This window comes from Gemmatimonadota bacterium (genome assembly GCA_016712265.1).
Lineage (GTDB): Bacteria > Gemmatimonadota > Gemmatimonadetes > Gemmatimonadales > Gemmatimonadaceae > RBC101.
In genome coordinates this window covers 796,687-821,411 of record JADJRJ010000031.1, presented here as the reverse complement: position 1 = coordinate 821,411, position 24,725 = coordinate 796,687, and the positions used below count along the sequence as shown (strand labels likewise).

Below are 24,725 nucleotides of genomic sequence, written 5' to 3'. Positions count from 1 at the left end.
GTGCAGCAACCGGCAAGTCCCAACGCACCTACCGGCGCTCGATCGCGTCCCGGATGTCGAGCAGGATCTCGAAGTACAGCTGCTCGCGACGGTACGCGAAGTCGAGGCTTTGCATCTGGCCGTCGTCGCCGGTCGCCTTGGCGCGGTCAAAGGCGTCCTTGTACATGTCGTCGAGGTTGGTCAGGATACGATCGCGGGATCGGGACATACGCGTCTTCTCGATGGCTCGGGGGGTCAAGCGTGGAGGCTCCTCAACGGCGGGCGGGCGGTCGTCCTTCGACTCGATCGCCTGCAGCAGGTACTTCTTCGCGGCGCCCATGAACAGGCGGCGTGGATTGAGGGGCTCCGGCACGCGCGGAATCTAGCGCGAGACCCTGCGGGGTGAGGGCGCCGGATTGCCCGGACATTCCGTCACAACCGGTGGAACACCGCCTCCTCGACCACGCGGCCGCCCTTGAGGTGCTCAACCACGATGCGCTCGAGCAGCGCGGGGGTGACCCCGGCATACCAGACCCCCTCAGGGTAGACCACCACGATCGGCCCGCCGGCACACACGCCGAGGCAGGGCGTCTCACCACGTTTGACCCGTGACGGGCCGAAGAGGAGGTCTTCCCGCTGAAGCAGCGCGGCCAGCTGTGAATACAGGCCCCTACCCTGGCGATCCGGCGTGCAAAAGCCACCGGTGCACACCAGGACGTGGTGCCGGTACGACTCCATGAACGGCTCGGGCGCCGACGAAATCCGGGGGGGTGACACGAGAAACAACGTAAGCGTGCGTCATGATTCCGGCGGCCGTTGGCGATGCGCGGTCCCCACGGCCATCATTTGGACGACCCATTCCCTGCCCCATGCCGCGCTGCGCCATCCGACTTGCCCTGATCACCTTCGCCACCGGCTCCCTCGCGGCCGGTGCGCAGCCCGGCGGCGCGGCGCGGCCCGCGCTCGACGCCGTCTTCGCGAACATCGATGCCAAGGGACCAGGGTGCGCGGTAGGGGTCGGCGAGGGCGGTCGTCTGACCTATGCCCGCGGGTTCGGGATGGCTGATCTCGAGCACGGAGTCCCGCTCTCCGCGACCACGCCGTTCTACATCGCCTCGACATCCAAGCAGTTCGCCGCCTTCGCGATCGTGCTGCTCGCGCGCGACGGCCGCCTGTCCCTGGATGACGACGTCCGGAAGTACATCCCGGAACTCGCGGACTTCGGCACCCCGATCACGATCCGTCACCTCCTGCACCACACGTCCGGGTTGCGCGACTACTTCGAGGTGTTGGGCAGTCGCGGGTGGCCGTTCGACGGCACGCTCACCGAGGAGGAGTTCCTCCGCATCGTGGGCCGGCAGCGCGAGCTGAACTTCCCACCCGGCAGCCAGCACCTGTACAGCAACACGGGATACGTGCTGCTGTCGATCATCGTGCAGCGTGTCCGCGGACAGTCGCTGCGCCAGTTCGCTCAGGAGCGCATCTTCGCGCCACTCGGGATGGAACGGTCCGTCTTTCGCGACGACCACCGGATGCTCATCCCGGATCGCGCGCTCGCCTATGAGATGATCCCCGGCAACGCCCTCCGGCTCTCGGTCCCGCAATTCGATGTCGTCGGCGACGGCGGATTGTATGCGTCAGTCGAGGACCTCGTACGCTGGGCCGGCAACGCCTACACACCCAAATCCGGCGACGCGCGCGACTGGGCAACGTTGACGACGCGCGGGGTGCTGACCAGCGGCGACACCATCCCCTACGCGCTCGGCATCAGCCACGGCACCTGGGGCGGCCGCGCCACGCTCGCCCACGGTGGTGCATTCGGGGGGTATCGCGCTGAACTGTTGCGCGTCCCCGAGGCGCGACTCGACGTGGCCGTCCTCTGCAACTTCGCCGGGGCAGATCCGACCGGGTTCGCGCGCCGCGTGGTCGATGCGATCGTCCCTCCGCGTCCGTCCGCGTCCACCCCCACCGCGGGACGCACCCTGGTGCGACCCAACGAGGCCCTCCCCACCGGGACCTGGCTGTCGCGCTGGACCGAGCGCTGGGTGCGCATCTCGCGCGAGGGCGACTCGCTCGTCGCGGCTGGCCCGTTTGCCCGCACGCGCGTTGTGCTCACGGAGCAGGGGCTCGAGATCCCGGCCCAGCGGATCACAATCCGTCGTGACCCCACCCAGGCCGGCGCGTGGGAAATGTCGTTAGGCGGCGCCGGGCGGGAACCCCTCATCGCCGTGGACACCACCGTGCCACGCCAGGGGGCGATCGCCGCCACCATGGGTGAGTTTACCAGCCCGGAGAGCGAGGGTCGCCTCACCCTCATCGTCGAGAGTGGGCAGCTGACGCTGCGCCGGCTCGGCGTCCCGCCGACCCGGCTCGCCCCACTCGGGCCCAATCGCTTCACCGCCGGACCGGTGGTCGTCACGATGCTCGGGCAAGCCCCGTTCGACTCCCTGCGGGTCTCCAGCCCACGGGCCTCCCGCGTGAAATTCGTGCGGATCGCGCGATAGCCACACAACGCGCGGGTTATCTTCCCGTACCCGGAGGAAGCTCATGACCAATCCCATAGAGACGCGTGGATACGCGCGTCCCGACATCCTTGTCTCGACGTCGTGGCTCGCTGAACACCTGACCGACCCGTCGCTTCGCATCCTCGAGAGTGACGAGGATGTGCTCCTGTACGACATGGGCCACATCCCGGGTGCCCAGAAGATCGATTGGCACTCCGACCTCAATGACCGCGTCCAGCGCGACTACGTCTCGCGGGAGGGCTTCGAGGCCCTCCTGCGCGCGCGGGGCATCGACGCGACCACTACCGTCGTGTTCTACGGCGACAAGAACAACTGGTGGGCCTGTTACGCCTTTTGGGTCTTCCAGCTCTTCGGCTTCACGAACGCGCGCATCCTCGACGGCGGACGTGCCAAGTGGGAAGCCGAGGGCCGGGACATGGTCACCGACGTCCCGCGCCCTGCCCCATCAGCGTACGTCGCGCCCCCACGGGACGACGCGAAGATTCGCGCCTTTTTTGCCGAGACCCGCGCCCACATGGAGGCCGGCCGCCCCATGGTCGACGTGCGCTCTCCCCAGGAGTACACGGGGGAACGCACCCACATGCCGGACTACCCGCAGGAAGGCACCCTGCGCGGCGGGCATATCCCCGGGGCCCGTTCAGTCCCTTGGGCCCGCGCCGTCAACGCCGACGCCACGTTCAAGAGCGCGACGGAGTTGCGGGCCATTTATGAGGCCGAGCATGGACTGCATGCGACCGACGAGGTCATCGCCTACTGCCGCATCGGCGAACGTTCCTCGCATACCTGGTTCGTCCTGACGTACTTGTTAGGCTATCCCCACGTGCGCAACTACGACGGCAGCTGGACCGAGTGGGGCAATGCGGTCCGTGCCCCCATTCGACAGGGAGCAGAACCGTGAGTGAAGTGGAGACCATCCCCGGCATCGGCGTCGCCTTCTACAACGCCATGCACATCGCATGGAACGGCGAGCACCGGTTCGATGCGGGGCGTCCGGATGGCCCGACCATCCGCATCGATGCGTCGGCCAAGACAGGCCCAAGCCCGGTGGACGCGGTCCTCACCGCGCTCGGGACCTGCACGGCAGTGGACGTCGTCGACATTCTCGAGAAGCGTCGCACGCCGGCCGCATCCCTCACGATTGACGTGAAAGCCGCCCGCGCCGACGCGACCCCCAAGCGGTTGATCGGCGTCCTGCTGACATACACGATCACCGGTGAGGGCATCGACCGCGCGAATGCCGAGCGGGCCATTGAGCTGTCGGTCACCAAGTACTGCTCGGTGCGCGACTCGCTCGACCCGAACCTGCCGGTACGCTGGCAGCTGATCCTTAACGGCGCGAGCGACTGACAGCCCGTCAGATCATGGCAGTGACGCGGGGGTCCCGGAGCAAGACCGGGACCCCCGTATCGTATTCCCTTCCCTCAGATAGGGCTCATCACCGTCCGGGCCGAAACCCCTGCTCGGTACACGCCTCCTCCACGTCAGGCATCAGGTGGCCGCCGTGTTCGCCACCGAGCATCCGGCCCTCCAGATCGTGCCGCATCACCGCACCGCGAGCCACCGACGGTGTGGCGAGCGCCGGATCGAACCCGACGCTCGGCCCCCCCTGGTTCTCAAGCCCCATCCCTACACTCATCCGGCACCAGCCGCGGCGCGACGTCACCTCCGTGGTGTCATCACGAAAGCGTGACGCGGCCTGCAGAATCTCCTGGCGCTTGCGCTCGCGGGCCACCGACGGATTCGCGAGGATGTCCGAGATGACGTCGTGCATGGAGTGGAGGTTGTCGAAGATGATGGCAAACTCCGGATAGCGTGCCGCGAACCGGGGCGCCACGACACCAGTCATGGGCATGACGTACGGCATGGTCGCCGCTCCACCTGGTAGCATCTGCCGGAACCGCCCAACCGTCGCCTCGAGGAGCCGCCGCTGCTGCGCGGTGTCCGCCGTGGCCAGGAACGGCTCGTAGAGCCCCACCTGCAGCCAGTGATAGGCCCAGATGAGCCCGTTGAACTTCGGGTACCCCTGCCGGAACGCCAACGAGTACGGCTGCTCCTGCATCAGCGCCATGCTCTTGGGCTTCTCGCTGAAGCGCAGGTCGGGTCGGGTCCGGTAATACGCGAGGATGCCCGCCATCTCGGCATCGCGGGCCGCCGGGGAGAGTCGCGCATCGCTCAAGACATCGTACGCCTGGCGATGCAGGATGTGCGCCCACTCGAACATCGCCTTGGCTTCCGGGGCCAGCCGCGCGTAGTGTGGCTCGATCGCCATCTCCTCCAACGGAAAACGAGGCGGGCGCACCAGCAAGTTGGTGGTGAGGAACGCGTACTCCCGTTGTTCGAGGAGGTCGACCGCGCGATCGGGCTTCGTCCAGAGCTTCTCGTACAGGATGGCGTGCCCGTAGTCAAAGGCGTTGAACAGGCGATCGGCGACCCGGTAGTTGTTTCGGAAGTACCAGTTGTGCGACCCGGGCAGGTAGAACTGGTCCCACACCCGACTCCATTGCGCGTGCAGCGGTGTCACCGCCGCCGCGAGCGACGCCAGCGCGAGGATCACGCGTTTCATCGCACACCTCCCAGGCGATGCAGCAACCCAAACGATCGGGCGCTCCCCATCGTGACAAACCAGCCTCGTGCGTCGCCCAGCTCCCGGCCCAATCCGAAATCCAGCGCCGTGCGAGGGTCCACCTGCACACGCAGGCCGACCGCGGTACTCCAGCGCACCTCCGCACCGGCGAACGCCGGATCTTCCGCCACAATCTCGGCGCCGATCAGGAATGACTGGAGCACGAACGCGTGGTCGGCCGCCAACCCCGCGCTCCAGCGTGAGGCATCGGGATCGCCGGCGGCATCACCACCGTGCACCGACACATTGGCGTGTACCCGGCCATGCGACAGGGTCCGCGTGGCGAGTGCGGCCAACTCGGTGCGCGTGGTGGTGGGTCCATAGGGCCCGGCGGGCGCGTGGACTCCCACGCGCACGGCGAGCCCCGGCCATCGCGTGGTCTCTGCGTTCAGCGCGTGGAGCGCCGTCAACTCAACGCCGGCCGCGCCCAGCGTCCCGCCGCGTGGATACAGGAGCGGGACCCCCAGCTCGACCTGGGTCCGAGGGAAGATTCCCCACGCCAGTTCCGGCTCCGCGCCAATCACCGAGCGGGAGCCACGGGCCCCGGTGAGTCGCAAGGGCGCCACTTGCCACTCGATCGCGTGGCGCTCGATGACGAGAGCGTCTTCGACGCGCAGGGGGCGGCCGGCATCGAGGTTGTAGTAGTCGGTCTGGGCACGCACGGGACCGGCGAACGCGCCCAGGAGGGCAAGCGCGAGCGCCGGGGCCATGAGGCCCGCAGGGCTGGACATGTTGTGTGTGGTTGGGGATGAACGGACAGGCGGCCGCACCCAGGCGGCCAGGCAGGCTGTGCGTTATCCCCTCGGCGGCGGCAACTCCGGCACCAACACCACGGACCGCAGGTCGCCGGCCCGTGTATCCATGCGCCGCACCGGCCGCGGCGCATCGGACGCCACCGCGCCTGGCACCATCACCATCAACACCGTACACGCCGGCGCAGACAGACAGTCGGACGTGTCACGACCCCCGTCGTCCTGCGGCGGCGCCTCATGATGATGGGCAGACGGAACGGACACCGCCTGCCCGCCGTTCACTCCGTCACGACACGGCAGCGCCCATCCCCCCAGCAGGACTTGCAGGAGGAGGGCAACACTTAGGACCGCGCCACTGCGACGGAAGCTCACGTTTGAATCCTCGCGACTCGATGATCCCCGCGCAATGGCCGCGCCCGTCGCGCCGCCTCAGCGGACATGTTTGTACATCAGGTCGATCAGCTCGTCGTACATCGGGTCTGCATCGCCGGCGCGAATGGCGGCCGACGCGCAGTGCTTGAGGTGGTTGCGCATCAACTCGCGGCCTACCGCGCGCAGCGCCTCCTGCACGGACGACACCTGGGTGAGAATGTCCGCGCAGTACCGCTCCTCGTCCACCATCCGTTGCAACCCGCGCACCTGGCCCTCGATGCGCTTCAGGCGCCGCAGGTTGCGCTCCTTCACGTCGGGGTCCACCCCAACCGCGTGGCGGCCGGTCTCCAGGGGCGTTTCACACCCACACGTCGCGGCGGGTCGTTTCATGAGGAGACCGGGGCGAACCGACGGAGCCGGAGGGAGTTGGAGACGACGCTCACCGAGCTGAACGCCATCGCCGCACTCGCCAGGACGGGACTGAGCAGGATCCCAAATGCCGGGTACAACACGCCGGCCGCCACGGGGATGCCCACCACATTGTAGATGAACGCCCAAAACAGGTTCTGGCGCGTAATCCGGAGCGTCTGCCTGGCGAGGGCCAGGGTGTCGACGACCGTACGCGGGTCCCCGCGCATCAGCGCCACATCGGCCGCCTCCACCGCCACGTCGGCACCAGTGCCTAACGCAATCCCCACGTCGGCCTGCGCCAACGCCGGCCCGTCGTTGATCCCGTCGCCCACCATGGCCACCACGCGGCCACGCGCCTGCAGGTCGCGAATGGCCTGCACCTTGCCCTCGGGGCGTACGCCGCCCAGCGCCCGCGGAATCCCCAGGATGGCCGCCACGGCATCCGCCGTCGCTTGCACGTCACCCGAGAGCAGGACCACCTCGACACCGCGTGCGCGCAGCGCCGCCACCGCGGAGGCGCTTTCCTCCTTTGGGGCATCCGCCAGCGCGAGGGCCCCCGCCCACTGGCCATCGATCGCCACGTGCACCGGGGTCCACGCCCGGGCCTCCCAGGTGGCCTCGACGTCGGCAGGCATCGCCCCCGCGACCCCCTCGCGATGCAGCATCGCCGCATTGCCGACCACGACCCACTGGCCCCGCACGCGCCCCCGCACCCCCTCGCCGGTTACAGACGAGAACTGCTCCACCAACGGGTCTGCCCCCACGGCACCACGCACCACCGCTCCCGCCAACGGGTGTTCCGACAATGCCTCGACCGATGCAGCCAATCCACGCACGTCGGCGGCGCTGCGCCCGGGGGCCACCTCCGTCGCGACCACGGCAGGCGCCCCACGCGTCAGCGTCCCGGTCTTGTCGAATACCACGGTGTCCACCCGCGATGCCCGCTCCAGCGCATCACCACCCTTCACCAGCGCGCCGAACTGCGCCGCGCGCCCCGTCGCCACCATCACGGCCGTTGGCACGGCGAGCCCCATGGCACACGGACACGCGATGATCAGCACCGCGAGTGCCGCCGCCGTGGCCCGGACCACGCCACCCGAGGGGTCGAGGATCCACCACGCGACAAAGGTCACCGCGGAGAGACCGAGGACGCTCGGCACAAACACGGCACTCACCCGATCGGCGAGTCGCTGGATCGGCGCTCGTGAGGCCTGTGCCTCGCGCATCATGGCGACGATGCGCGACAGGACCGATGCTTCGCCCAGGGTGGTCGCGCGTATGACCAACGCGCCCGTGCGATTCACCGTGCCGCCAGCCACCGTATCGCCCACCCGCTTGGCAACTGGCACCGGTTCCCCGGTGAGCATCGCCTCGTCCACCGCGCTCTCCCCACGCAGCACGACACCGTCCACCGCCAACCGTTCGCCGGGCCGCACCACGACCTCGTCCCCACCCCGCACCTCCGCGACCGGGACCTCGCGTTCCACCCCATCCCGCACCACGCGCGCGACGGCGGGCTGCAGGTCCACGAGGGCGCGAATCGCCGACGAGGTCTCCCGCTTCGCGCGAGCCTCCAAGGCATGCCCCACCTGGACCAGCGCGATGATGATGATCACCGCCTCGTAATACACGTCGGGCGCCAGGCCGCGGCCCAGGAACAGCTCCGGCCACCCCGTTGCCACCACGGAATACAGGAACGCCGCTCCCGTGCCTAACGCCACGAGGGTGTTCATGTCCGTCGCCCCATGCCGGGCTCCCTGCCAGGCCCGCACGTAGAACGCTCGCCCCGCGGTGACCATCACGGCGGCGGTCACCACGAGCAACGTCCACGACACGACGGACGTCGGCACCTCGTACAACCAGGGCACGAGGCCGCGCACCCAGGGGTCAATCACGCGCATCGACCATCGCATGAACGGGTCGGTCGCCTGGTGCGTGGCGTGAGCGGCCATCAGCGGCATCGAGAGGACCATCGCCACCATCCCCGCACCGAGGGCCGCGCTCGCCTCACGCACGAGGCGGCGGTAGTCGCCATCCAGCGCCGCATCCTGCGCGACCTGCGCCCGTGCGGCGGTCTCTTCTTCGCGCGGCAGGCTGGCCTCGTACCCGCTGGCCTTGATGCGATCCACGAGCGCCGCCGCCGTGACCTGCGCGGGATCGAAGGTCACCGCCGCGCTGTGGGTCATCAAGTTAACGTTGGCGGCGGCCACCCCCGGCGTCTTTTCGAGGGTGCGTTGCACCCGCGCCGAGCACGCCGCACAGGTCATCCCGCCGACGGGAAGCACCACGCGCGCACGATCGGCGGCGGGCTCCACCGTGGTCGACATACGGGCTACGTGCGCTCCTCGGCGCTGTAGCCCGCGTCCGCCAGTGCGTCCACCAGCACGCCGACGGGCACCGCATCATCCACCTGCACTTCCGCGGCGCCGATCTCCACCTTGCGCACGCTGGCGCCGGGGACGCCGCGTAGCGCCTGATCCACCGCACGCACGCAGTGGCCGCAGCTCATCCCTTCGACCTTCAAGACGACGTCCTTCATGGCGTCCTCCGATACCGGGTGGGGGTATTCTGCCAGACCAACCCCGATTGCATCAGAGGAGTTCCCCCTAGGCCGGCCCCTTACACGAGGCCCTCGCGCTTCAGGGCGTCCATCACCGCGTGGCGCACCCCCTCCGGCATCTGGCCCGCATGACGACAGCGCCCTAGCGCCGCCAGGAACCCCTGCGCGAACTCGGCGTGCGGCAGGCAGTGCGCACAGTTGGCCAGGTGGTCCTTGACCATCTGGTAGCGCTCTGCGGTCAATTCTTCGTCCAGGTAGTCCCACAGCTGAGCCATCGCCGTGGTGCAATCGCAGGTCGGTTTGCTCATGACACGGGCTCCCGGGCCACCGTGGTGAATCCGGCATCGCGCGCATAATCCGCGAGGCGCTCTTGTAGCTGCCGGCGCGCCCGAAAGAGGCGCGACCGGACGGTTCCGATCGGTACCCCGAGGATCTCCGAGGCCTCCTCGTACGAATTGCCCTCCACATCCACCACCACGACCGCAGACCGGAACGGCTCGTTGAGCTGGCCAATGGCGTCAGCCAACGCAGGGGCCAGGTCCATCCGGGCGAGGCGATCGGCCGTGCCGTCCCCGATCATCCGGGCGTGGTGCATCACGCTGCCGAGCGCGTCCTGATCCCCGCCGGTCAGGTCCTCGATCGACATCGTCCCGCGTTCGCGCTCGAGCGACCGGAGGAAAGCGTTGCGGCAGATCGTGAACAACCATCGCCGGGCGTCCGAACCGGGCTGGAAGGTGTGCCAGGACCGGAACGCCCGCAGGTAGGTCTCCTGGACCAGATCCTCGGCGCGACTGGCGTCCCGCGTCAGCGACATGGCAAAGCGGTAGACGTCTTCCATCCGGGCGAGCACCTCCCGGTCGAACTCCTCTCTCGACATGCTCTCGGCGAAAAGGGGGCCATGCGGAGACCAAGCCATGGGGCCGCGCCGGGGTTCCGCCCGACGTGTCAGAGATTTACCCCGGTTTCGGGAGGACCGCTACGCGCAGTATTGTCCTGCATGGACCTCACGACCCTTCGTCGCGACTACGCGCTGGCGACTCTCGACGTCGCCGATGTCGACCCGGACCCGCTCGTCCAGTTCCGCCTGTGGTTCGCGGAGGCCCAGCGCGCCGAGTTGGTGGAGCCGAACGCTATGACCCTGGCGACCGCGGCGGCGGACGGCACTCCGAGTGCGCGCATCGTCCTCCTCAAGGAAGTGCACCCCCGCGGCTTCACCTTCTTTACGGACTACCGGAGCCACAAGGCCCAGGACCTTGAAGCCAATCCCCGTGCAGCCCTGGTCTTTCTCTGGAAGGAACTCGAGCGCCAGGTACGCATCGCGGGTACCGTGGAGCGCACGGACGAGGCGGAGTCCACGGCCTACTACGAAGCGCGCCCACTGGGGAGCCGCGTCGGCGCCTGGGCCTCTGTGCAAAGCAGCGTGCTCCCGGACCGGGATGAGCTGGACCGCCGTGTGGCGGAGGCTACCGCCCGGTTTGCGGGGGGTGATCCCCCACGACCGGATCACTGGGGCGGATATCGCGTGATTCCCCACGCGGTGGAATTCTGGCAGGGACGGCCCAGTCGGTTGCACGACCGGGTGCGGTACGAGAAATCCAGCGAGGGGTGGCTGCGCACGCGCCTGTCGCCCTGAACGTACACGAATCGCGGTCGGTCGCTTACCAGACCCGCTCGGACGCTTCCACTTCCTCGCGCAGCTTGATGTAGCTCGCGTACCGCTCGGGATGCACCTCGCCGCTTGTCACGCCATCCCGAACGGCGCAACCGGGCTCCGAGACGTGCCGGCACGTCGAGAACTTGCAGCTGCCGCCACGCGCGCGGATTTCGGGAAAGCATTGGTCGAGAGAGGCCGACGGCAATCCCCACAACCCGACCTCGCGCAGGCCGGGGGTGTCGACGACATAGCCGCCATCCGGCAGCGGGTGCATCCACGACCCGACGGTGGTGTGACGCCCCTTGTTGACGGAGGCCGAGATCTCGCCCACGCGCAGGTCGAGCCCAGGGTACATGGTGTTGAGCAGCGACGACTTGCCGACCCCGGACGGCCCGCTCAGGGCACTGGTGCGGTCCTGGAGGCGCTCGTGCAATGCCTCCACCCCCATCCCCGTGCGGATCGAGGTGAGGACGACCGGATAGCCTAATAACTCATAGCGGTCGAACACCGCATGGGCCGCATCCACGGAAGCCAGGTCGACCTTGTTGACCACCACCGTGGCCGCGAGGTCGTTGGCTTCGGCGATCACCAGGAATCGGTCCAGCATCCGGACGTTCGGCTCCGGCCGGACCATGGCAAACACCACGATCACCTGGTCGAGGTTGGAGGCCACGATGCGCTCGCCGTAGGCTCCGCTGGGATTGCGGCGGGAGAGCACCGACACCCGTGGATGAATTGCGGTGATGGCCAGGGTGTCGCCGGCCGCGTCGCCCTCGACGGTCACGCGGTCGCCCACCACCAACTTCAGGGTGCCTTCCCGCTTCGCCTTGCCCCGCAACGCGGCCACACCGATGGTGCCGTCGTCCAGCTGCACGCGCCATTGCCCGCCGGTGCCGGCGAGTACCCGCCCTTCGCTCACGGTGTGTCCTCGCGCATCACATCCCACCATCGTCGGTTGGGCGCATCCCCGGCGGCGGCCTGGATGCACGTGTCCAGCACGCGCTTCACCCCCGTGAGCGACCAAGCCGCCAAGGCTGCCCGGACGGTGTCTTCTGCGGGACCAACTTCGAGAAACTCCGACTCCACGTGGCCGTCGATGCCCTGGGTTCCCATGCGCCGCCAGCGAAGGAAGAGGAAGTAGGCGCCCCATGGCGCTGCCGAGTCGCCCGTGCCGTCCACCTCAATGGAGACGGAGTACGACAACCCGTCACGCCCCTCAAAGGCGGCGGGGCGCGCGTGGACCGCCATGTAGCCCCCGATGGTGTTCGGGTCCCCGGCCTCGGGGTTGGGGGGAAGGTGGCGACCAGCCACGCCTAACGACGTACGCGGCCCATCGGCACCGACGGATCCTGGGCCAGGCGCGTGATCACGAGGTCCCGGGGGCGGGTCGCTGCCTTGTCGCCAACGTCCCAGTTCACCACGCCATCGTCGCTTTCCGGCTCGAGCAGGTAGGTGATGAGCACGCCCAGGGGCTGACCCACGGGGACAACGACGGTCCCGGCGGGCAGCGTCGTGAGCGGAGTGGCGGTCCAGCGGCCCTCGAGTCGCACTTCCCGGCGCCCCTGGAACGGGGAGGCGGCAATGATGGTAGAGTCGACGCTGAACTGGGGGCCGGCGTTCCCCGTCCACTCACGCCGGGTGGCATACATCGTCACGCCATGGTGCCGTAGCACGGCGAGCACCGCGGTGTCCGTCGCGGGGAGCGCGTAACCCCACGGGGCCGTCGCGACACGCGTGGGCGTGAAGCGGTCATGGATCGGCATCCGTCGCGTGACAAACCGCCCCGTGCGCCGCATCCCGGCCCGCACCCCGGGCTCCCGCCGCGTGGTGTCTGTCGTCCGCTCCAACTCTTCGTAGATCACGTCGCCCTGGAACGGCGTGGCCGTGAGCTGCGCGCGGACGGGCACCCGCGCGGGCGTGGCCCCACCCCATGCCGTCACCGCGGCATCCGAGCGCGCGGTGAGGGCCCGGATCTCATTCCCGCGCTCGGCGACGACCGACAGCAGCTCGCGAACAAACGCGTAGGTCGCGCGCACGCGCGTCGCGAACGGATCGTGGGAGTAGGCCTCCGAGAGGATGCTGATGCGCCCTCGCAGGGCGTAGTAGTTGGTGCCAAACCGCGGCCGATGGTCGTAGGTCTGCCAGGCACGGGGCACGCTGCCCGGGCCGGCGTCACCGGCAAAGTTCCCGTAGGGGAAGATGTTGACGTCATGGCGCGCCTTGACCCGTCGCTGGACCTCGGGCATCAAGGAATCTCGGGCGAAGGCGCCGCCAAAGGTGGCGCCCGGCAGTTCGGCCGCGGGATTCAGCGACGGCGCCCAGGTCAGGTGGTACCCGTGATACGAACCGTTGGTGGTGTGCAGGTCCACCAGGACGTGCGGATCCCACAACGCGAGGGTCGCGAGCGCCCCCTGGGTCTCCGGTGCCATGGCCTTCATGTAGTCTCGATTGAGGTCGAGCCCCTGCGCGTTGGGCCGCTGTCCGACCATCTCTGGCCCGTTCTGCGCCCCACGGGTCCGCGCCTGCACATCGAGTCTTTCGTTCCCGTCGCCGTTGTAGATCGGCACGGCAATCAACACCAGGGAGTCGAGCACATTCTTCGCCGGCGACGCCAACAGGTCACGGAGGAGCGCCTGCAGGGCTTCTTTGCCCTCGACCTCTCCCGCGTGAATGTTGCCCTGGACGTAGACGATCGGACGTCCCGAGGCGCGCGCGGCTTCGGGCGTGGCATACCGCGGCCGCGAGGCGATGACATATGGAATGTCGCGTCCTTCGCTCGTGCGACCGACCGTCCCTCGCCCCACGCGATACCGTCGGCCCAGCGTGTCCAGGAACGCCATGACGTCCGCGTGCGTGCTGGTCTCGGTGAAGTTCGAGCGCTCGGCTCGCGTCCGCGGCAGGTCAGGCGCCCCACCAGTCGAGGCGCGAGGGGCACAGGCGGTCGCCACCAACACGGTACCACACAGCAGGATACAAAGCGGGCGCATGAGGCTGGTCAGGGAAGTACGAGCAGTGCGGGCAGCACGGGCAGCACGGAAGTATCGCTGGAGAATGGGCGGAGCACAGGGGGCGCGGAGATCCGGCTGGGGGTCATTTCACCACGACGAGGCCAACCTCGCCGCTGAAGTCGTCACGCACCCGGGCCAGGTTGCGCGGCACCGCGAGCTCGCGGCGGTCCAGCCGGAGGTTCAGGCGGTGGAGTCCCGGGGCGACGCGATAGTAACCTTGCCATTCCCCATTTGGCTGTCGGATAAGCGGTACGGGGATCCAGTCCACGAAGTCGGCCAGCATCTCGACCTCGCGGACCCCTGGAGCCCAGACGCGAATCTCGCGGATGCCGAGCGAATCCAGCGCTTCACCAATCACCAGCGTCAGCGGCTCGGTGGTGGGTAGCTCCGGACGCTCCGGAATCCGGCGGACCGGCCGTGGCGGCGCTGGGCGCCGCAGCGACCATTTCCCCCCAGGCAGGCGCAGCGCCATGGCGCCGTAGGTGCCACCTGGCAGTCCCTGGATCAGGTCCACGGGATAGCTCCCCGCTGAGGCGGTCGCGAAGAGCCCGGCCACCAGTGGCCAGGTCACGCTGACACTTCCCCAGAAACTCTCCGCCTTGTCGGCCTCACCGACCCGGATGCCGCCGGTGGCGTCCCAGGTGGTGCGGCCGCGCACCCACGAGAGGCTGCCTTCGGTGTCGCCTAACAAGTCACCAAACTGGAGTTGCATCGGCCGGGTGGTGAGGGCCACCACGGTGCGCGACCCGGCTTGCCACCATCCCCCGGCTTCCCCCATGACGGTGGTGCGCCACCCCACACCGTCGAAGGTCCGCGCCACCGACGCCCCCACCCGCGTGGCATACCGGGCGGCCCCCAGGTGCAGGCGGGTCTCCCCCGTCACCTGCAGGGTCGGCATGAATCCCTGCTGCGCCGTGGCGGCCGCCTGGAGCCCCACTTCGCCGCGCACGTCGTTGAACCACCGACCGAGGCGTCCCTTCGGCGCCATGGGCGCGCTGAAGCGCGAACCTGCGAGGTACCCCTGCATGCTCCACCGCCCGTCGTTGAACAGCGAGAGCAGCGAATTGGCCGACAGGACTCCGGTCGGCCGCTCGATGACCGCCAGGTCATTCAGCGTGATGGCGCCGAAGGTCTGGCCATTGTCGTACGCTACGCTGGCGAAGCCGACATCTCGGGTGCGGGTGGCCTGTGCCCCAGCATTCGCAGATACCACGGCGAACGCTGCAACCCTAACAAACAGATGCGCGGCGGAGCCAGGGGCCCCACCGCGCCAGGACAGTCCGCGAATACGGCGAAGGGGTCGTTACGGGCGCTTGGGTTTCGGCTTGCCCCGCGGACCAGCCGGACGTGCTCCGTCGCCCGCTCCGGAGACATTGGCGTTCCCCTGCACCGCGCCTGCAGCATTCGTGGTGGCCAGGGGGTCCGCCACACGTGACTGGCCCCGAACCGAAGGTAATGGGCTCCCCGGACCACCGCTATTGCCGCTGGTTGCAGCCTGCTGGGCCAGAACCTGCTCAAGCCCCTGCCCACCGAGCGCGGCCGCGGTTGGGGCCGCCACGCCACCATTCATGAAGCGCTTGATCTCCTGACGGAGGACGTAGAGCTGGTCTGCACTCGCACCGGCGAGCACGAGACTGACGACCCGTGGGGCAATGCTATCCGCCGGCACGCCATCATTGGTCAGGATGGTCATCACCTCGAGCGCGCTGGCGACCGGCGAGGCCGCACGTGCCACGCGCAGTCGCTCGAGCTCATGGAGCGCGATCCCGGCACGCAGGGCCTGCGCCCCCGCCTCGACGTCCTTGACGCTCGACGTCGGTCCCAGGGCTTCCCGGGCACGCTTGAGGTCGCCAACGAGCGAGCGCACCACAGCGACAATCTGTGCGCCCGTGGCCTGCTTGCTCGCCCCTTCCAGGGCCTTGTCGATGATCGGCTCGGTCGGCAGTCCATCCCGACGCGCCGCATCGACCACCGCCACCACGGCCTCACGCGTGCGCGCGTCCAGGCGTCCGACCAGCCGTTGGTCGTCGGTCATCGCGGTCCACGCCGCGAGGGCCACGGGTCCGAGGAGCAGCGTGAGGGCGCGTGTCGTCTTCATGGGACCGGCGTGACCTTCACGATCGAGTTCGGGGAACCGAAGTCACTCGGCGACACACTCGCCATCGGATCCACCACACGCTGGGTTCCGTTCACGAGGAACTGGTATTCGTGGACACCCACGGGAAGAGACAACGTGACGCGCCACGCCTGCGTCTCCACATCGTACGTCATGGGGGTCGGCGTCCAGTCATTGAAGCTGCCGATCAACTCGACGCGGGAGGTCGGCGGTGCGACCAGCACAAACTGCGCAGGCGCGGTCAAGGCCGCTTCGCGCTCGGGGGTGTCATTCACCGGCACCAGCACTTCCTGCGATGCATCAACCACGGACGACCCCGCCGGCTGTCGGGCCAGCATACCTACCGCGGCGATACCGGCGAAGGCCGCCGCTGCTGCGAGCCCGGCGATCGGCGCGGGCACCGCGAGCTGGCGACGATACCACGGCTGCCGCACCCGGCGGCTCTCCAGCGAGATCACCTCGGGAGCCAACGACGCCATGACCCGCATGTCGAACTGCGGATCCAAGTCGACGGGCTCCTTGAGCTCGCGCGCCACCTTGGCGATGAATAGGTCGATTTCCTGGTCTCTCACCCTTGGGCCTCCTGGAGCAGGACCCGCAATCGTTCGCAGGCCCGCTTGACTCGCATCTTGAGTGCCGACACCCCCACCCCCGTCAACTCCGACATCTCTTCATACCCGAGGTCTTCCACGTGTTTCAACAGGAACGCCTCGCGCTGCTCCACGTCCAATCGTGCCAGGGCGCGGTCGATCTCTTCCCGCCATGCCGCCTGTTCCGCCGGATGCTCATGCGCCGCACCAAGCAGCGCTCCTTCATCCCGTACGAACGTCTTCTCCCGCCGACCACGTCGCGTCCCGGTCGTTCGGCACCGGTTCGCCAGGATGCGGAAGAGCCATGACCCAAACCGCTCTGGGTCATCGCACCGTGCCAGGGAGCGATAGGCACGGACGAAGGCATCCTGCAGCGCCTCTTCCGCATCTTCCCGCGTCCCGAGCATCCGCACAGCGTATCGCGCGAACTGCGCCCGATACCGCCCCACCAGAATCGCGTATGCCGCCGTATCACCGGCCAGCACCCGCGCCACGATGGCCGCGTCGTCGTTCTGTACGGGTAGACCCTGCGAAAGCGTCATTCGTCAACGTCGGGTCACGACCGAGCGGGCTCGACCGTGGTAATGTCGGGCAACTCGTTGCAACACAACGAGTTGCGGAAATGAAGAAAATGGCGGCCCGAGCCGTATCCAGACCCTCGGACTCCTTCCCTGGCGTCCGGAACCCCACGGGTGGTCCCCCAATCTGGCGGGTCCCGAAGCCCGGGTCGACCCCCTCAGCAACTTCATCGTTAGGGTGTGCGCTGCATCACCCGCCGGCGCGCGACCCCTCGCCCGTTGACACCTTACGCCAGTGGGTGCCCCGTCTGCGGGTAGAACCGCTCGCCCCGCCGCGCCATGTGCACCAGGATTTCCGCCGGCACAAAGCGCCCCGGAAACCGATCATTGAGCTTCTCGAGCCGCGTGAGCAGCGCCGCGGGGCCCATGGCATCGATCGTCCGGAACGGTCCGCCGCGAAATGGGGGATACCCAAAGCCGAAGACCGCACCCACATCACCGTCGCGCGGCGAGCGGATGATCCCCTCCTCAAGGCAGCGCGCCGCCTCGCCCAGGATCGCACACATGAGGCGTTCGGTGATCTCGCCGGGCTCCACGGCCACGCGTTGCGCCCCGGTCGGGAACAGCGCGTACACGGATGGATCCACGCCACCTCGTACGCCGTCGGCATCGTACAGGTAGAAGCCGCTCTTGCCCTTGCGCCCCAGGCGCCCGGCCTCGACCACGGCCCGCAGCGAAGCCGGCGGCGCCATGCGTTCGCCAAAGGCCTCATGGAAGATCGGCGCCACCTTGCCCGCCACGTCGAGCCCGACTTCATCCAGCAGCGTGATCGGGCCCACGGGGAATCCGTCGGCCACGACCGCCGCATCCAGGGCATCAATCGCGCATCCCGCGTCGAGCAATCGGCCTGCTTCGTTGAGGTAGGGATTCAGGATGCGATTGACATAGAATCCCGGCGCATCGCGCACCACGATCACGGTCTTCCCGAGCCGCTTCCCAAACGCCACGGCGGCGGCCGTGACGTCATCCCGGGTCGAGGGCGTGACGATGACTTCCAGCAACGGCATCTTGTGCACGGGCGAGAAGAAGTGCATCCCGAGCACCCGCTCCGGGCGGCGCGACACCTCGGCGATCCGCGCGATCGGGATCGTGCTGGTGTTGGACGCGACAATCGCCCCCGCATCGAGTACCGCTTCCAGCTCTCGCACGACCTGGTGCTTCACCGCGAGCTCCTCAAAGACGGCCTCGATGACCAGGTCTACGTGACCAAACCCCGTGTAGTCTACCGTGCCCCCCGCGAGCAGCAGCTGGTCGTCGAGCTGCTGGCGGGTGACTTGGCGCTTCTTCAGGCGCTCGGATAACACCGCGCGGACCGACGCAAGACCCTTCCCCACGCGCTCCAGGCTGGCGTCCTTCAACCGCACCGGGACCCCCTGCTGCACCGCCACCGTCGTGATCCCGGCCCCCATGAACCCCGCCCCCAGCACGCCTAACGACTCGACCGGCGGCACCACCGCAGGCACCGCCGCCACGCCGGGGTCCTTCTTGAGCGCCGTCGTCGCGAAGAACAGGAAGATGAGCTCGCGGCACACGGGAGACGCGGCCAGCTCCCCGAACAGCTTCGCCTCGGTGGCAAAGCCGGCGGCACGACTCCCGTAGGCCGCATCCACGGCCGCGAGCGCGGCGGGAATCGCCGGGTAGTGTCCCTTGCTCTTCGCCATCGCCATTTCGCCCGCCTTCTTGAGCACCACGGACCGGCCCAGCGGATTGCCTTCCAGCGCCACATCCATAAGGGTCCGATGGCGCCCCGGCGCCTTCCGTCGCATGGTACCCGCTGCGATGGCGCTCGCACGCTCCAGCGCGACGCGCCGCAGGATGGCTGGATGAACCATCTCGTGCACCAGCCCCATCTGCAGCGCCTTCTTCGCTCGCACGTTGCGCCCGGTCAGGATCATGTCCAGGGCGGCCTGCAACCCCACCACGTGCGGGAGCCGCTGCGTGCCACCGGCACCGGGAATCAGCCCCAGCTGGATCTCGGGCAACGCCAACACTGTCTTCTCATGATCGCTCGCAATCCGGTAGGCGCAGGCAAGCGCGGTCTCGAGACCGCCTCCGAGGCAGGCACCGTGAATCGCCGCGACCATCGGGACGCGGGCACGCTCCAACCGATCGAGCAGCTGGTGACCCTCCTTGGACGCCGCCTCGGCCTGGAAGGCCGTCGTCCACTCCAGAAACTCCTCGATATCCGCACCGGCAATGAAGGTGTCCGGCTTGCCGCTCAACAGCACGGCCGCCCCCACTGCCGTATCACGCTCCAACGCGTCGAGGACCGCCACGAACTCGTCCTTCACTACGCGCGAGAACTTGTTCACGGGCTCACCGGGCAGGTCAAAGGTGATCACCGCCACGGCCCCCACGCGCTCCACCGTCAAGGCTGTCATGGGTTCACTCCCGCTCCACGACCATGGAAAAACCCAAACCGCCCGCAGCACACACCGTCATCAGGCCGAACTGGCCCCCACGGCGCGCCAGTTCATTGCACAACGTCGTCGTGATGCGCGCCCCCGTCGCCCCGAACGGATGCCCGATCGACACGGACCCGCCCAGGACGTTGAGGCGCGCCCGGTCGACCTCGCCCACGGGCTGGGTGAAGCCGGCCTTGGCCGCCCACTCGCGCGAGGCCAGCCCCTTGAGGTTGCACAACACCTGCGCAGCAAACGCTTCGTGCATTTCCACGAGGTCAATGTCCGCCAGCGTCAGCCCGGCCCGTCGCAGGGCCAGCGGCGCGGCCAACACCGGGGCCATGAGAAGCTGATCTGCCGGGTCTACGGCCGCGTAGGCGTACGACCTGATGTACGCCAGCGGCGTGTACCCTGCGGCCTTTGCGCGATCCTCTCCCATGAGCAGCACACACGCGGCGCCGTCGGTGAGCGGCGACGCGTTACCGGCGGTCACCGACCCGTAGCGCCGATCGAACGCCGGTTTGAGTGACGCCAGCTGCTCCAGGCTGGTGTCTTCCCGAATCCCGTTGTCCGTCGCGATGGCAGTGCCATCGGGCGGCACGAAGAACGGCGCGATTTCACTCGTAAGCCGCCCATCCGCGGTGCCAGCCCAAGCCATGCGATGCGACCGGAGCGCAAACTGATCCTGCTCCTCTCGAGTGACCCCATGGATCTTCGCCATCCGCTCCGCCGCCTGACCCATCGTCTCCCCCGTGCTCGGCTCGGCGATGGCCGGAGCAACAGGGACCAGGTCCTTGGGACGAACGCGTGCGAAGGCACCAAGTCGCGCGCCGAGTGAGCGCGCCTTGGAGGCCGCGATCAGAGCGTCGGAGAAGGTCTTGGTGTGCAGGATCGGGACGTTGGTGAGTGATTCCGTCCCTCCAGCGATGGCGACATCGGCATGCCCCAACACGATCTGGTCCGCCGCATCCGTGATCGCCTGGTTGGCCGACGCGCAGGCACGACCAACACTGTGCGCCTGGACCGTTCGCCCCAGCTGCGGGATGAGCGCAACCTCACGGGCGACACTGGGCGCGAGTGGCGACGGAAGGACGGTGCCGAACACCAGGAGATCGACCTGCGGGCCGGTGAGGCCGTAGCGGCGGACGAGTTCGGCCACGCAATGGCGGCCGAGGTCCACGGCCGTCAGGTTGCGGAAGACAGTCCCCGAACGAGCAAACGGCGTACGTACGCCAGCCACGATGGCGACGCGCCTTCCGTTTCCATAAGTGCCCATTCCGGAAAGCAGTCCGGTCCCCGCCGTGGAGGCAAGGGCCGGTGCCCCCGCCCTACTTCACGCGTACCTTCACCGCCTCGACAAAACGCTGGGCGTCCTGTGCGGAAAACTGCTCAAGGAGGGTGCGATCGCCGTCGGACTTGATGGTCTCGAGGTTGATGCCATGTGGTTCGCCCTTGCGATACCGGATGACAATCTTGCGACCGTCATACGAGATGTCGCGCACATCGGAAACGGGCACGGTGATCTCGCCCCCCAGAAGCTTGTTGACGCCGTCCACGACCACCTTGCCGATGGCCGCGCCCACTCCCTCTGCCTTTGACTTGTCGAGTTCCCGCTTCATCTCCAGCCGGATGTGTCGGCGCATCGAATCGGAGAGCCCCGCCACAATGTGATCGTCCCGCAGCGCCATAAAGGCCGCGCGATTGGTCGTGAGGATCCGGACTTCACCCGCCCGGAGCGGCGGGAGGGCAACCTCGGGGGTCGCGGGCATTTCGACGACGCTGGGCGCGTCCATTCCTGCTGGTGGCCCGGCGATCGCGATCTCCACGTCATGCGCGGAACGGGGAATCGCTGGGGCGGCGTCCAGCTCGGCCAGGTCGACCTGTACTCCCCGACGAGGCTCCGGACCGCGGACCTTCTGCACGATGCGATAGCCGCCGAGCAAGACGGTCAGGCCGAGGGCGAAGATGACAAGTCGGGCGACGAATCCCATGGGAACCTCGGGGCTGAAAATGAGGCGGGGCACACCGGCATGTTGGTGCGCCCCGCTGGGCCCTACGGCACCCGCGCGGCGCGGGTGTCAGTTCGCTCCGGCAGCTATCGGAGGTGGAACCGATTGGTGTACACCATGACCACCCCGAAACGACTGGCGTCAAAGCGGCGAGTGTCCATGACCACCTGCCCCAGTTCCATCCCGCGAATGGCGATCACCGCTTCGACATCCGACATGAAAACCTGGTCCGGGCGAAGGTTCACGGGCAGCTCGTCGATGAAGAGCTGGCCGCAATATGACTCGCCCGAGAAGCGCAGGCAGGAGCTGTTGACCCCACTGGGCATGGAGACGCCCAGCATGCGTCCGGCGCGGGCGTAGTCCCCAAGGGTGGTGAAGCGCGAGCGAAGGACCGAGATCGAATCCGGCCCGACCATCCTCGTGAACCCGGCCAGTACCGTACCACCAAAAACGCGTCGCATGCTCTGTTCGAGGGCGTCACGCACGCCAAGTTCCGCGCTGCGGCCAGTGAGGTGCACGGTGTCCGTCAGCACTTCGTTCGCCGGCAGCTCGAACGACTCGGTGTTGACCGGCAGGAACCCCTGCCGACGAACGAGCAGGGTGTACTTGCCGGCCTTGTCGGCGCGGACGGAGAAGCCGCCAAATGCGTCGGTGGTCGCCGAGTCGACGATGCGGTCGCGCTTGCCCAGGAGGACCACCTTGGCTTGCTGGGCGGCCGATTTTCCGGCGCCCACCACCACGATGCCCTGGAAAGACTGGGCGGTCAGGCTACCGATCGGCAGCAGGGCGAGTGCGAGTACCTGGGACGTCGTGCGCATCGTCATCCTCCTGTGTCTGAGTCGTGCTACCCCGGGGGTGCCCCCCTGTGCCAACGACACACGGCCCCGCGGCTGACCCTACCCCTGCTGGGCGTGGATCGTGAAAAGTTCGAGGATCTTCAGGCGCCGCGTGCGTGCCGGGAGCTTGAGGAAGGCGATCTCCCCGACGGCCTTGCCCACGAGCGATTTGCCGATCGGAGAGGCCATCGAGACGTACCCCTCATCGAACTGCTCGGAGTCACCGAACACGAGGTTGTACGTCTCGAGCGCCTTCGTGTCCTGGCATTCGACCACCACGCGCGAGCCCAGCCCCACCTTGTCGAGCGGGATCTGGGTCATGTCGACCGACGAGAGTTTCGAGAGGCGTTGCCGGAGCTGGCCCAGCCGCGCCTGGACGAATTGCTGACGCTCGAGTGCTGCCTTGTACTCGCTGTTCTCGCGCAGGTCACCCAGCTCGACCGCCTTCCGGATCTCGTTGGGGATGACGACGTTGAGCTCGTGCTGGAGCTTTTCGACCTCGGCACCGAGCTTCTGCTTGAGTTCTTCGAGCATGGCTGGACAACAAAAGGGGAGCGCCCGGCCGTCAGGATGCGGCCGGGCGCCAAGGGAGGGTCTGATGGCAACCTAGGGGCCGCCCTTGCCCTTGGCAATCGGTTGGTCCCGGGGGGCTGGCCTCCCGCCGAACCCCAGCTGAACTTGGATGTTCCCGCCTCCACCACCCCGCATGCGCCTGTCCGTCCTTCGCCCTGCCCTCGCCCTGCTGGCCGCCGCCTGCTCCCTGGAGCCGCTGGGGGACGACGTCGAGCCCGAAACGGGCCCCGGCGTAGTGTACTCCCTGGTGTCCGTGAACGGGGCGTCCATCCCCGCGCAGGTGGTGCAAGCGCAAACGGTGGTTGAGGTGACCCGTGGCGCCCTGACCCTGGCCACCGATTCCACCTTTATCCTGTCCTACATCGTGCGAACGAGAGGAGGGAGCTCGGAACAAGTCGGCACGATCACCGCGCGCGGGAGTTACGGCCTGGCAGGGACCCAGCTGGCGATGCGCGTCGCGGGGGACACCGCGGTACGCTACCGCGGCTCGCACAGCGCATCCGACGTGGCCGTCGGCGATGTGAGTGTGCCGAACGGCGACCAGTTCGTGTTCCGTCGCTAGGCCCGACGCGTTACCCCTTGGATCGCGCGTATTCGTCCCGCAACGCCTGCATGAGCGCACCGCGCTGGTCGTACAAGCGGCGCAGCGGGCGTTTGGGGCGCTTGGCGAGGGCGTACGACGTCAGGAGCGGGAGAGCGACCGTGGAGTCCAGGTAACAGACCACGGCGTCCGGGAGGCGATCCGGGTCAATCTTGCCCCAGCTCACCGCCTCGGCGGGTGTCGCGCCCGACAGTCCGCCAGTGTCGGGGCGCGCGTCGGTGATCTGCAGGAAGTAGTCGTGCCCTCGTTCGTCGATGCCGAGGACTTCCTGGATCTGCGGTTCCGTCTGGAGGGCGAAGTTCTTGGGACTGCCCCCACCGAGGATGGTGATCGCGCTCTTGCCGCCCCGTCGCTTGGCGCCGAGGACAATTGCCGCCGTCTCGTTCACGTCGGCGTTGGGATCGATCATGCAGCGATTGCCATCCAGGGAGAGCGCGGCGACGTTCATCCCGATCGACGAGTCGCCGGGCGACGACGTGTAGATCGGCACGCCACACTTGTACGCCGCGCTCAGCAGCGACTTCTGCCCGATCCCCAGCTTGCGTTCCCGCTCGGCGACGTACTTGCCGCAGAGCCAGTGGAACTCCGCGCTGGACATCGTGCGCTGGAATTCCTTGCCCTGCACGATGGCGCGAAAGAACGCGTCGGTGGACAGGAGCACGTCGTAGTCGAAGAAGATGTCGTAAATCCGCACGACGCCCTCCTCGCGCAGCACCACGTCTGAGGTGGACGGGTTGCCGCGGTGCATGGCGAGGCCAAGCCCGAAATGCGTGTCGTGGTACAGGTTGGCGCCGGTGGAGATGATCCAGTCGACAAACCCCGCCTCGATGAGCGGGATCACCGCCGCCATGCCGAGGCCGGCGGGCGTCAGCGCCCCCGTCATCGTGAGGCCGATAGTGACGTCGCGCTCGAGCATCTTGTCGGCAAACAACTGGCACCCCTCGCGGAGCCGTCCGGCGTTGTACGCGAGGTACGTTCCCTCGATCAGGTCAACGACGCGCTCCTTGCCCGTGATCTTGCGCGGCATGATGCGCTGGCCCCGGAGAAAGCGGGAAGCGGCCATAGTGTGTCCCTTGCCGGCCCGCTCGCGCGCCTCGGCCGCCGCCTTCTGCGTGGCCTTGTCACCGGAAGCACTC

General features: G+C 68.1%; 28 protein-coding genes. 5 read left to right on the top strand and 23 right to left on the bottom strand.

What is annotated here, in order from left to right; translation table 11 throughout:
* Positions 1–28 precede the first annotated feature (28 nt).
* Complete coding sequence (locus IPK85_24415; protein MBK8250512.1) at positions 29–352, bottom strand: hypothetical protein; 324 nt, start codon at positions 350–352, stop codon at positions 29–31.
* 59 nt (positions 353–411) lie between these two features.
* Positions 412–717 carry a (2Fe-2S) ferredoxin domain-containing protein gene (locus tag IPK85_24410; protein ID MBK8250511.1) on the bottom strand — a complete coding sequence of 102 codons (306 nt, stop codon included), beginning with the start codon at positions 715–717 and terminating at the stop codon, positions 412–414.
* Positions 718–848: 131 nt separating this feature from the next.
* On the opposite strand from IPK85_24410, the gene IPK85_24405 reads away from it, so the two are divergent.
* From IPK85_24405 to IPK85_24395, 3 genes are read left to right on the top strand one after another with little or no spacing between them, the layout of a single operon-like run.
* Positions 849–2,483, top strand: a complete 1,635-nt coding sequence (locus tag IPK85_24405; protein ID MBK8250510.1) for a beta-lactamase family protein — start codon at positions 849–851, stop codon at positions 2,481–2,483.
* 43 nt (positions 2,484–2,526) lie between these two features.
* Positions 2,527–3,402, top strand: a complete 876-nt coding sequence (locus tag IPK85_24400) for a sulfurtransferase (protein MBK8250509.1) — start codon at positions 2,527–2,529, stop codon at positions 3,400–3,402.
* A complete protein-coding gene (locus IPK85_24395) occupies positions 3,399–3,851 on the top strand; it encodes an OsmC family protein (GenBank protein ID MBK8250508.1) in 453 nt (150 codons plus the stop codon). Before IPK85_24400 ends, IPK85_24395 begins: the two co-directional genes overlap by 4 nt.
* Before the next feature lie 88 nt (positions 3,852–3,939).
* On the opposite strand, the gene IPK85_24390 is transcribed toward IPK85_24395, so the two are convergent.
* The 8 genes from IPK85_24390 to IPK85_24355 all read right to left on the bottom strand — a co-directional run bounded on the left by IPK85_24390 (position 3,940) and on the right by IPK85_24355 (position 10,138).
* Entirely contained in the window at positions 3,940–5,067 is a 1,128-nt protein-coding gene (locus IPK85_24390) for a hypothetical protein (protein MBK8250507.1), read from the bottom strand.
* A complete protein-coding gene (locus IPK85_24385; GenBank protein MBK8250506.1) occupies positions 5,064–5,858 on the bottom strand; it encodes a hypothetical protein in 795 nt (264 codons plus the stop codon). Before IPK85_24385 ends, IPK85_24390 begins: the two co-directional genes overlap by 4 nt.
* A gap of 63 nt (positions 5,859–5,921) precedes the next feature.
* Entirely contained in the window at positions 5,922–6,251 is a 330-nt protein-coding gene (locus IPK85_24380; protein MBK8250505.1) for a hypothetical protein, read from the bottom strand.
* Positions 6,252–6,308: 57 nt separating this feature from the next.
* On the bottom strand, positions 6,309–6,641 hold the full coding sequence (locus IPK85_24375; GenBank protein ID MBK8250504.1) for a metal-sensitive transcriptional regulator: 333 nt from the start codon (positions 6,639–6,641) through the stop codon (positions 6,309–6,311).
* On the bottom strand, positions 6,638–8,989 hold the full coding sequence (locus IPK85_24370; protein MBK8250503.1) for a copper-translocating P-type ATPase: 2,352 nt from the start codon (positions 8,987–8,989) through the stop codon (positions 6,638–6,640). Before IPK85_24370 ends, IPK85_24375 begins: the two co-directional genes overlap by 4 nt.
* 5 nt (positions 8,990–8,994) lie before the next feature.
* Positions 8,995–9,201, bottom strand: a complete 207-nt coding sequence (locus IPK85_24365) for a heavy-metal-associated domain-containing protein (GenBank protein MBK8250502.1) — start codon at positions 9,199–9,201, stop codon at positions 8,995–8,997.
* An 80-nt stretch (positions 9,202–9,281) separates the two neighbouring features.
* The gene (locus IPK85_24360) at positions 9,282–9,530 is read right to left on the bottom strand and encodes a zf-HC2 domain-containing protein (GenBank protein ID MBK8250501.1); all 249 of its coding nucleotides are present in this window, start codon (positions 9,528–9,530) and stop codon (positions 9,282–9,284) included.
* Entirely contained in the window at positions 9,527–10,138 is a 612-nt protein-coding gene (locus IPK85_24355) for a sigma-70 family RNA polymerase sigma factor (GenBank protein MBK8250500.1), read from the bottom strand. The genes IPK85_24360 and IPK85_24355 overlap by 4 nt, the downstream gene beginning before the upstream one ends.
* Positions 10,139–10,219: 81 nt before the next feature.
* On the opposite strand from IPK85_24355, the gene pdxH reads away from it, so the two are divergent.
* Positions 10,220–10,855: a pyridoxamine 5'-phosphate oxidase gene (gene pdxH, locus IPK85_24350; protein ID MBK8250499.1), complete on the top strand. Its 636-nt coding sequence runs from the start codon at positions 10,220–10,222 to the stop codon at positions 10,853–10,855.
* A 25-nt stretch (positions 10,856–10,880) separates the two neighbouring features.
* Here pdxH and rsgA read toward each other — a convergent pair whose 3' ends face one another.
* From rsgA to IPK85_24290, 12 genes are all read right to left on the bottom strand, one after another.
* Positions 10,881–11,795 carry a ribosome small subunit-dependent GTPase A gene (gene rsgA / locus IPK85_24345; protein MBK8250498.1) on the bottom strand — a complete coding sequence of 305 codons (915 nt, stop codon included), beginning with the start codon at positions 11,793–11,795 and terminating at the stop codon, positions 10,881–10,883.
* A complete protein-coding gene (locus IPK85_24340; protein ID MBK8250497.1) occupies positions 11,792–12,187 on the bottom strand; it encodes a hypothetical protein in 396 nt (131 codons plus the stop codon). The genes rsgA and IPK85_24340 overlap by 4 nt, the downstream gene beginning before the upstream one ends.
* A 2-nt stretch (positions 12,188–12,189) precedes the next feature.
* On the bottom strand, positions 12,190–13,863 hold the full coding sequence (locus tag IPK85_24335; GenBank protein MBK8250496.1) for a M14 family metallopeptidase: 1,674 nt from the start codon (positions 13,861–13,863) through the stop codon (positions 12,190–12,192).
* Between the two features lie 103 nt (positions 13,864–13,966).
* Positions 13,967–15,097 (bottom strand): hypothetical protein, encoded by a 1,131-nt coding sequence (locus tag IPK85_24330; GenBank protein ID MBK8250495.1) that lies wholly within the window; start codon positions 15,095–15,097, stop codon positions 13,967–13,969.
* Between the two features lie 90 nt (positions 15,098–15,187).
* Positions 15,188–15,982, bottom strand: a complete 795-nt coding sequence (locus IPK85_24325) for a hypothetical protein (GenBank protein MBK8250494.1) — start codon at positions 15,980–15,982, stop codon at positions 15,188–15,190.
* Positions 15,979–16,572, bottom strand: coding sequence for a glycogen-binding domain-containing protein (locus IPK85_24320; protein MBK8250493.1), 594 nt, complete (start codon positions 16,570–16,572; stop codon positions 15,979–15,981). Before IPK85_24320 ends, IPK85_24325 begins: the two co-directional genes overlap by 4 nt.
* Positions 16,569–17,132: an RNA polymerase sigma factor gene (locus tag IPK85_24315; GenBank protein ID MBK8250492.1), complete on the bottom strand. Its 564-nt coding sequence runs from the start codon at positions 17,130–17,132 to the stop codon at positions 16,569–16,571. Before IPK85_24315 ends, IPK85_24320 begins: the two co-directional genes overlap by 4 nt.
* A 263-nt stretch (positions 17,133–17,395) precedes the next feature.
* Complete coding sequence (locus IPK85_24310; GenBank protein MBK8250491.1) at positions 17,396–19,549, bottom strand: enoyl-CoA hydratase/isomerase family protein; 2,154 nt, start codon at positions 19,547–19,549, stop codon at positions 17,396–17,398.
* 4 nt (positions 19,550–19,553) lie between these two features.
* Positions 19,554–20,846: an acetyl-CoA C-acyltransferase FadI gene (fadI, locus tag IPK85_24305; protein ID MBK8250490.1), complete on the bottom strand. Its 1,293-nt coding sequence runs from the start codon at positions 20,844–20,846 to the stop codon at positions 19,554–19,556.
* Positions 20,847–20,898: 52 nt separating this feature from the next.
* Positions 20,899–21,561 (bottom strand): hypothetical protein, encoded by a 663-nt coding sequence (locus IPK85_24300; protein ID MBK8250489.1) that lies wholly within the window; start codon positions 21,559–21,561, stop codon positions 20,899–20,901.
* Positions 21,562–21,665: 104 nt separating this feature from the next.
* Positions 21,666–22,397 (bottom strand): carboxypeptidase regulatory-like domain-containing protein, encoded by a 732-nt coding sequence (locus tag IPK85_24295; GenBank protein MBK8250488.1) that lies wholly within the window; start codon positions 22,395–22,397, stop codon positions 21,666–21,668.
* A gap of 78 nt (positions 22,398–22,475) precedes the next feature.
* Entirely contained in the window at positions 22,476–22,949 is a 474-nt protein-coding gene (locus tag IPK85_24290; protein MBK8250487.1) for a GreA/GreB family elongation factor, read from the bottom strand.
* A 172-nt stretch (positions 22,950–23,121) separates the two neighbouring features.
* Here IPK85_24290 and IPK85_24285 point away from each other — a divergent pair, with 172 nt between their 5' ends.
* Positions 23,122–23,550 (top strand): hypothetical protein, encoded by a 429-nt coding sequence (locus IPK85_24285; GenBank protein MBK8250486.1) that lies wholly within the window; start codon positions 23,122–23,124, stop codon positions 23,548–23,550.
* Between the two features lie 10 nt (positions 23,551–23,560).
* On the opposite strand, the gene IPK85_24280 is transcribed toward IPK85_24285, so the two are convergent.
* A complete protein-coding gene (locus IPK85_24280; protein ID MBK8250485.1) occupies positions 23,561–24,652 on the bottom strand; it encodes a deoxyhypusine synthase in 1,092 nt (363 codons plus the stop codon).
* Between the last annotated feature and the right edge of the window lie 73 nt (positions 24,653–24,725).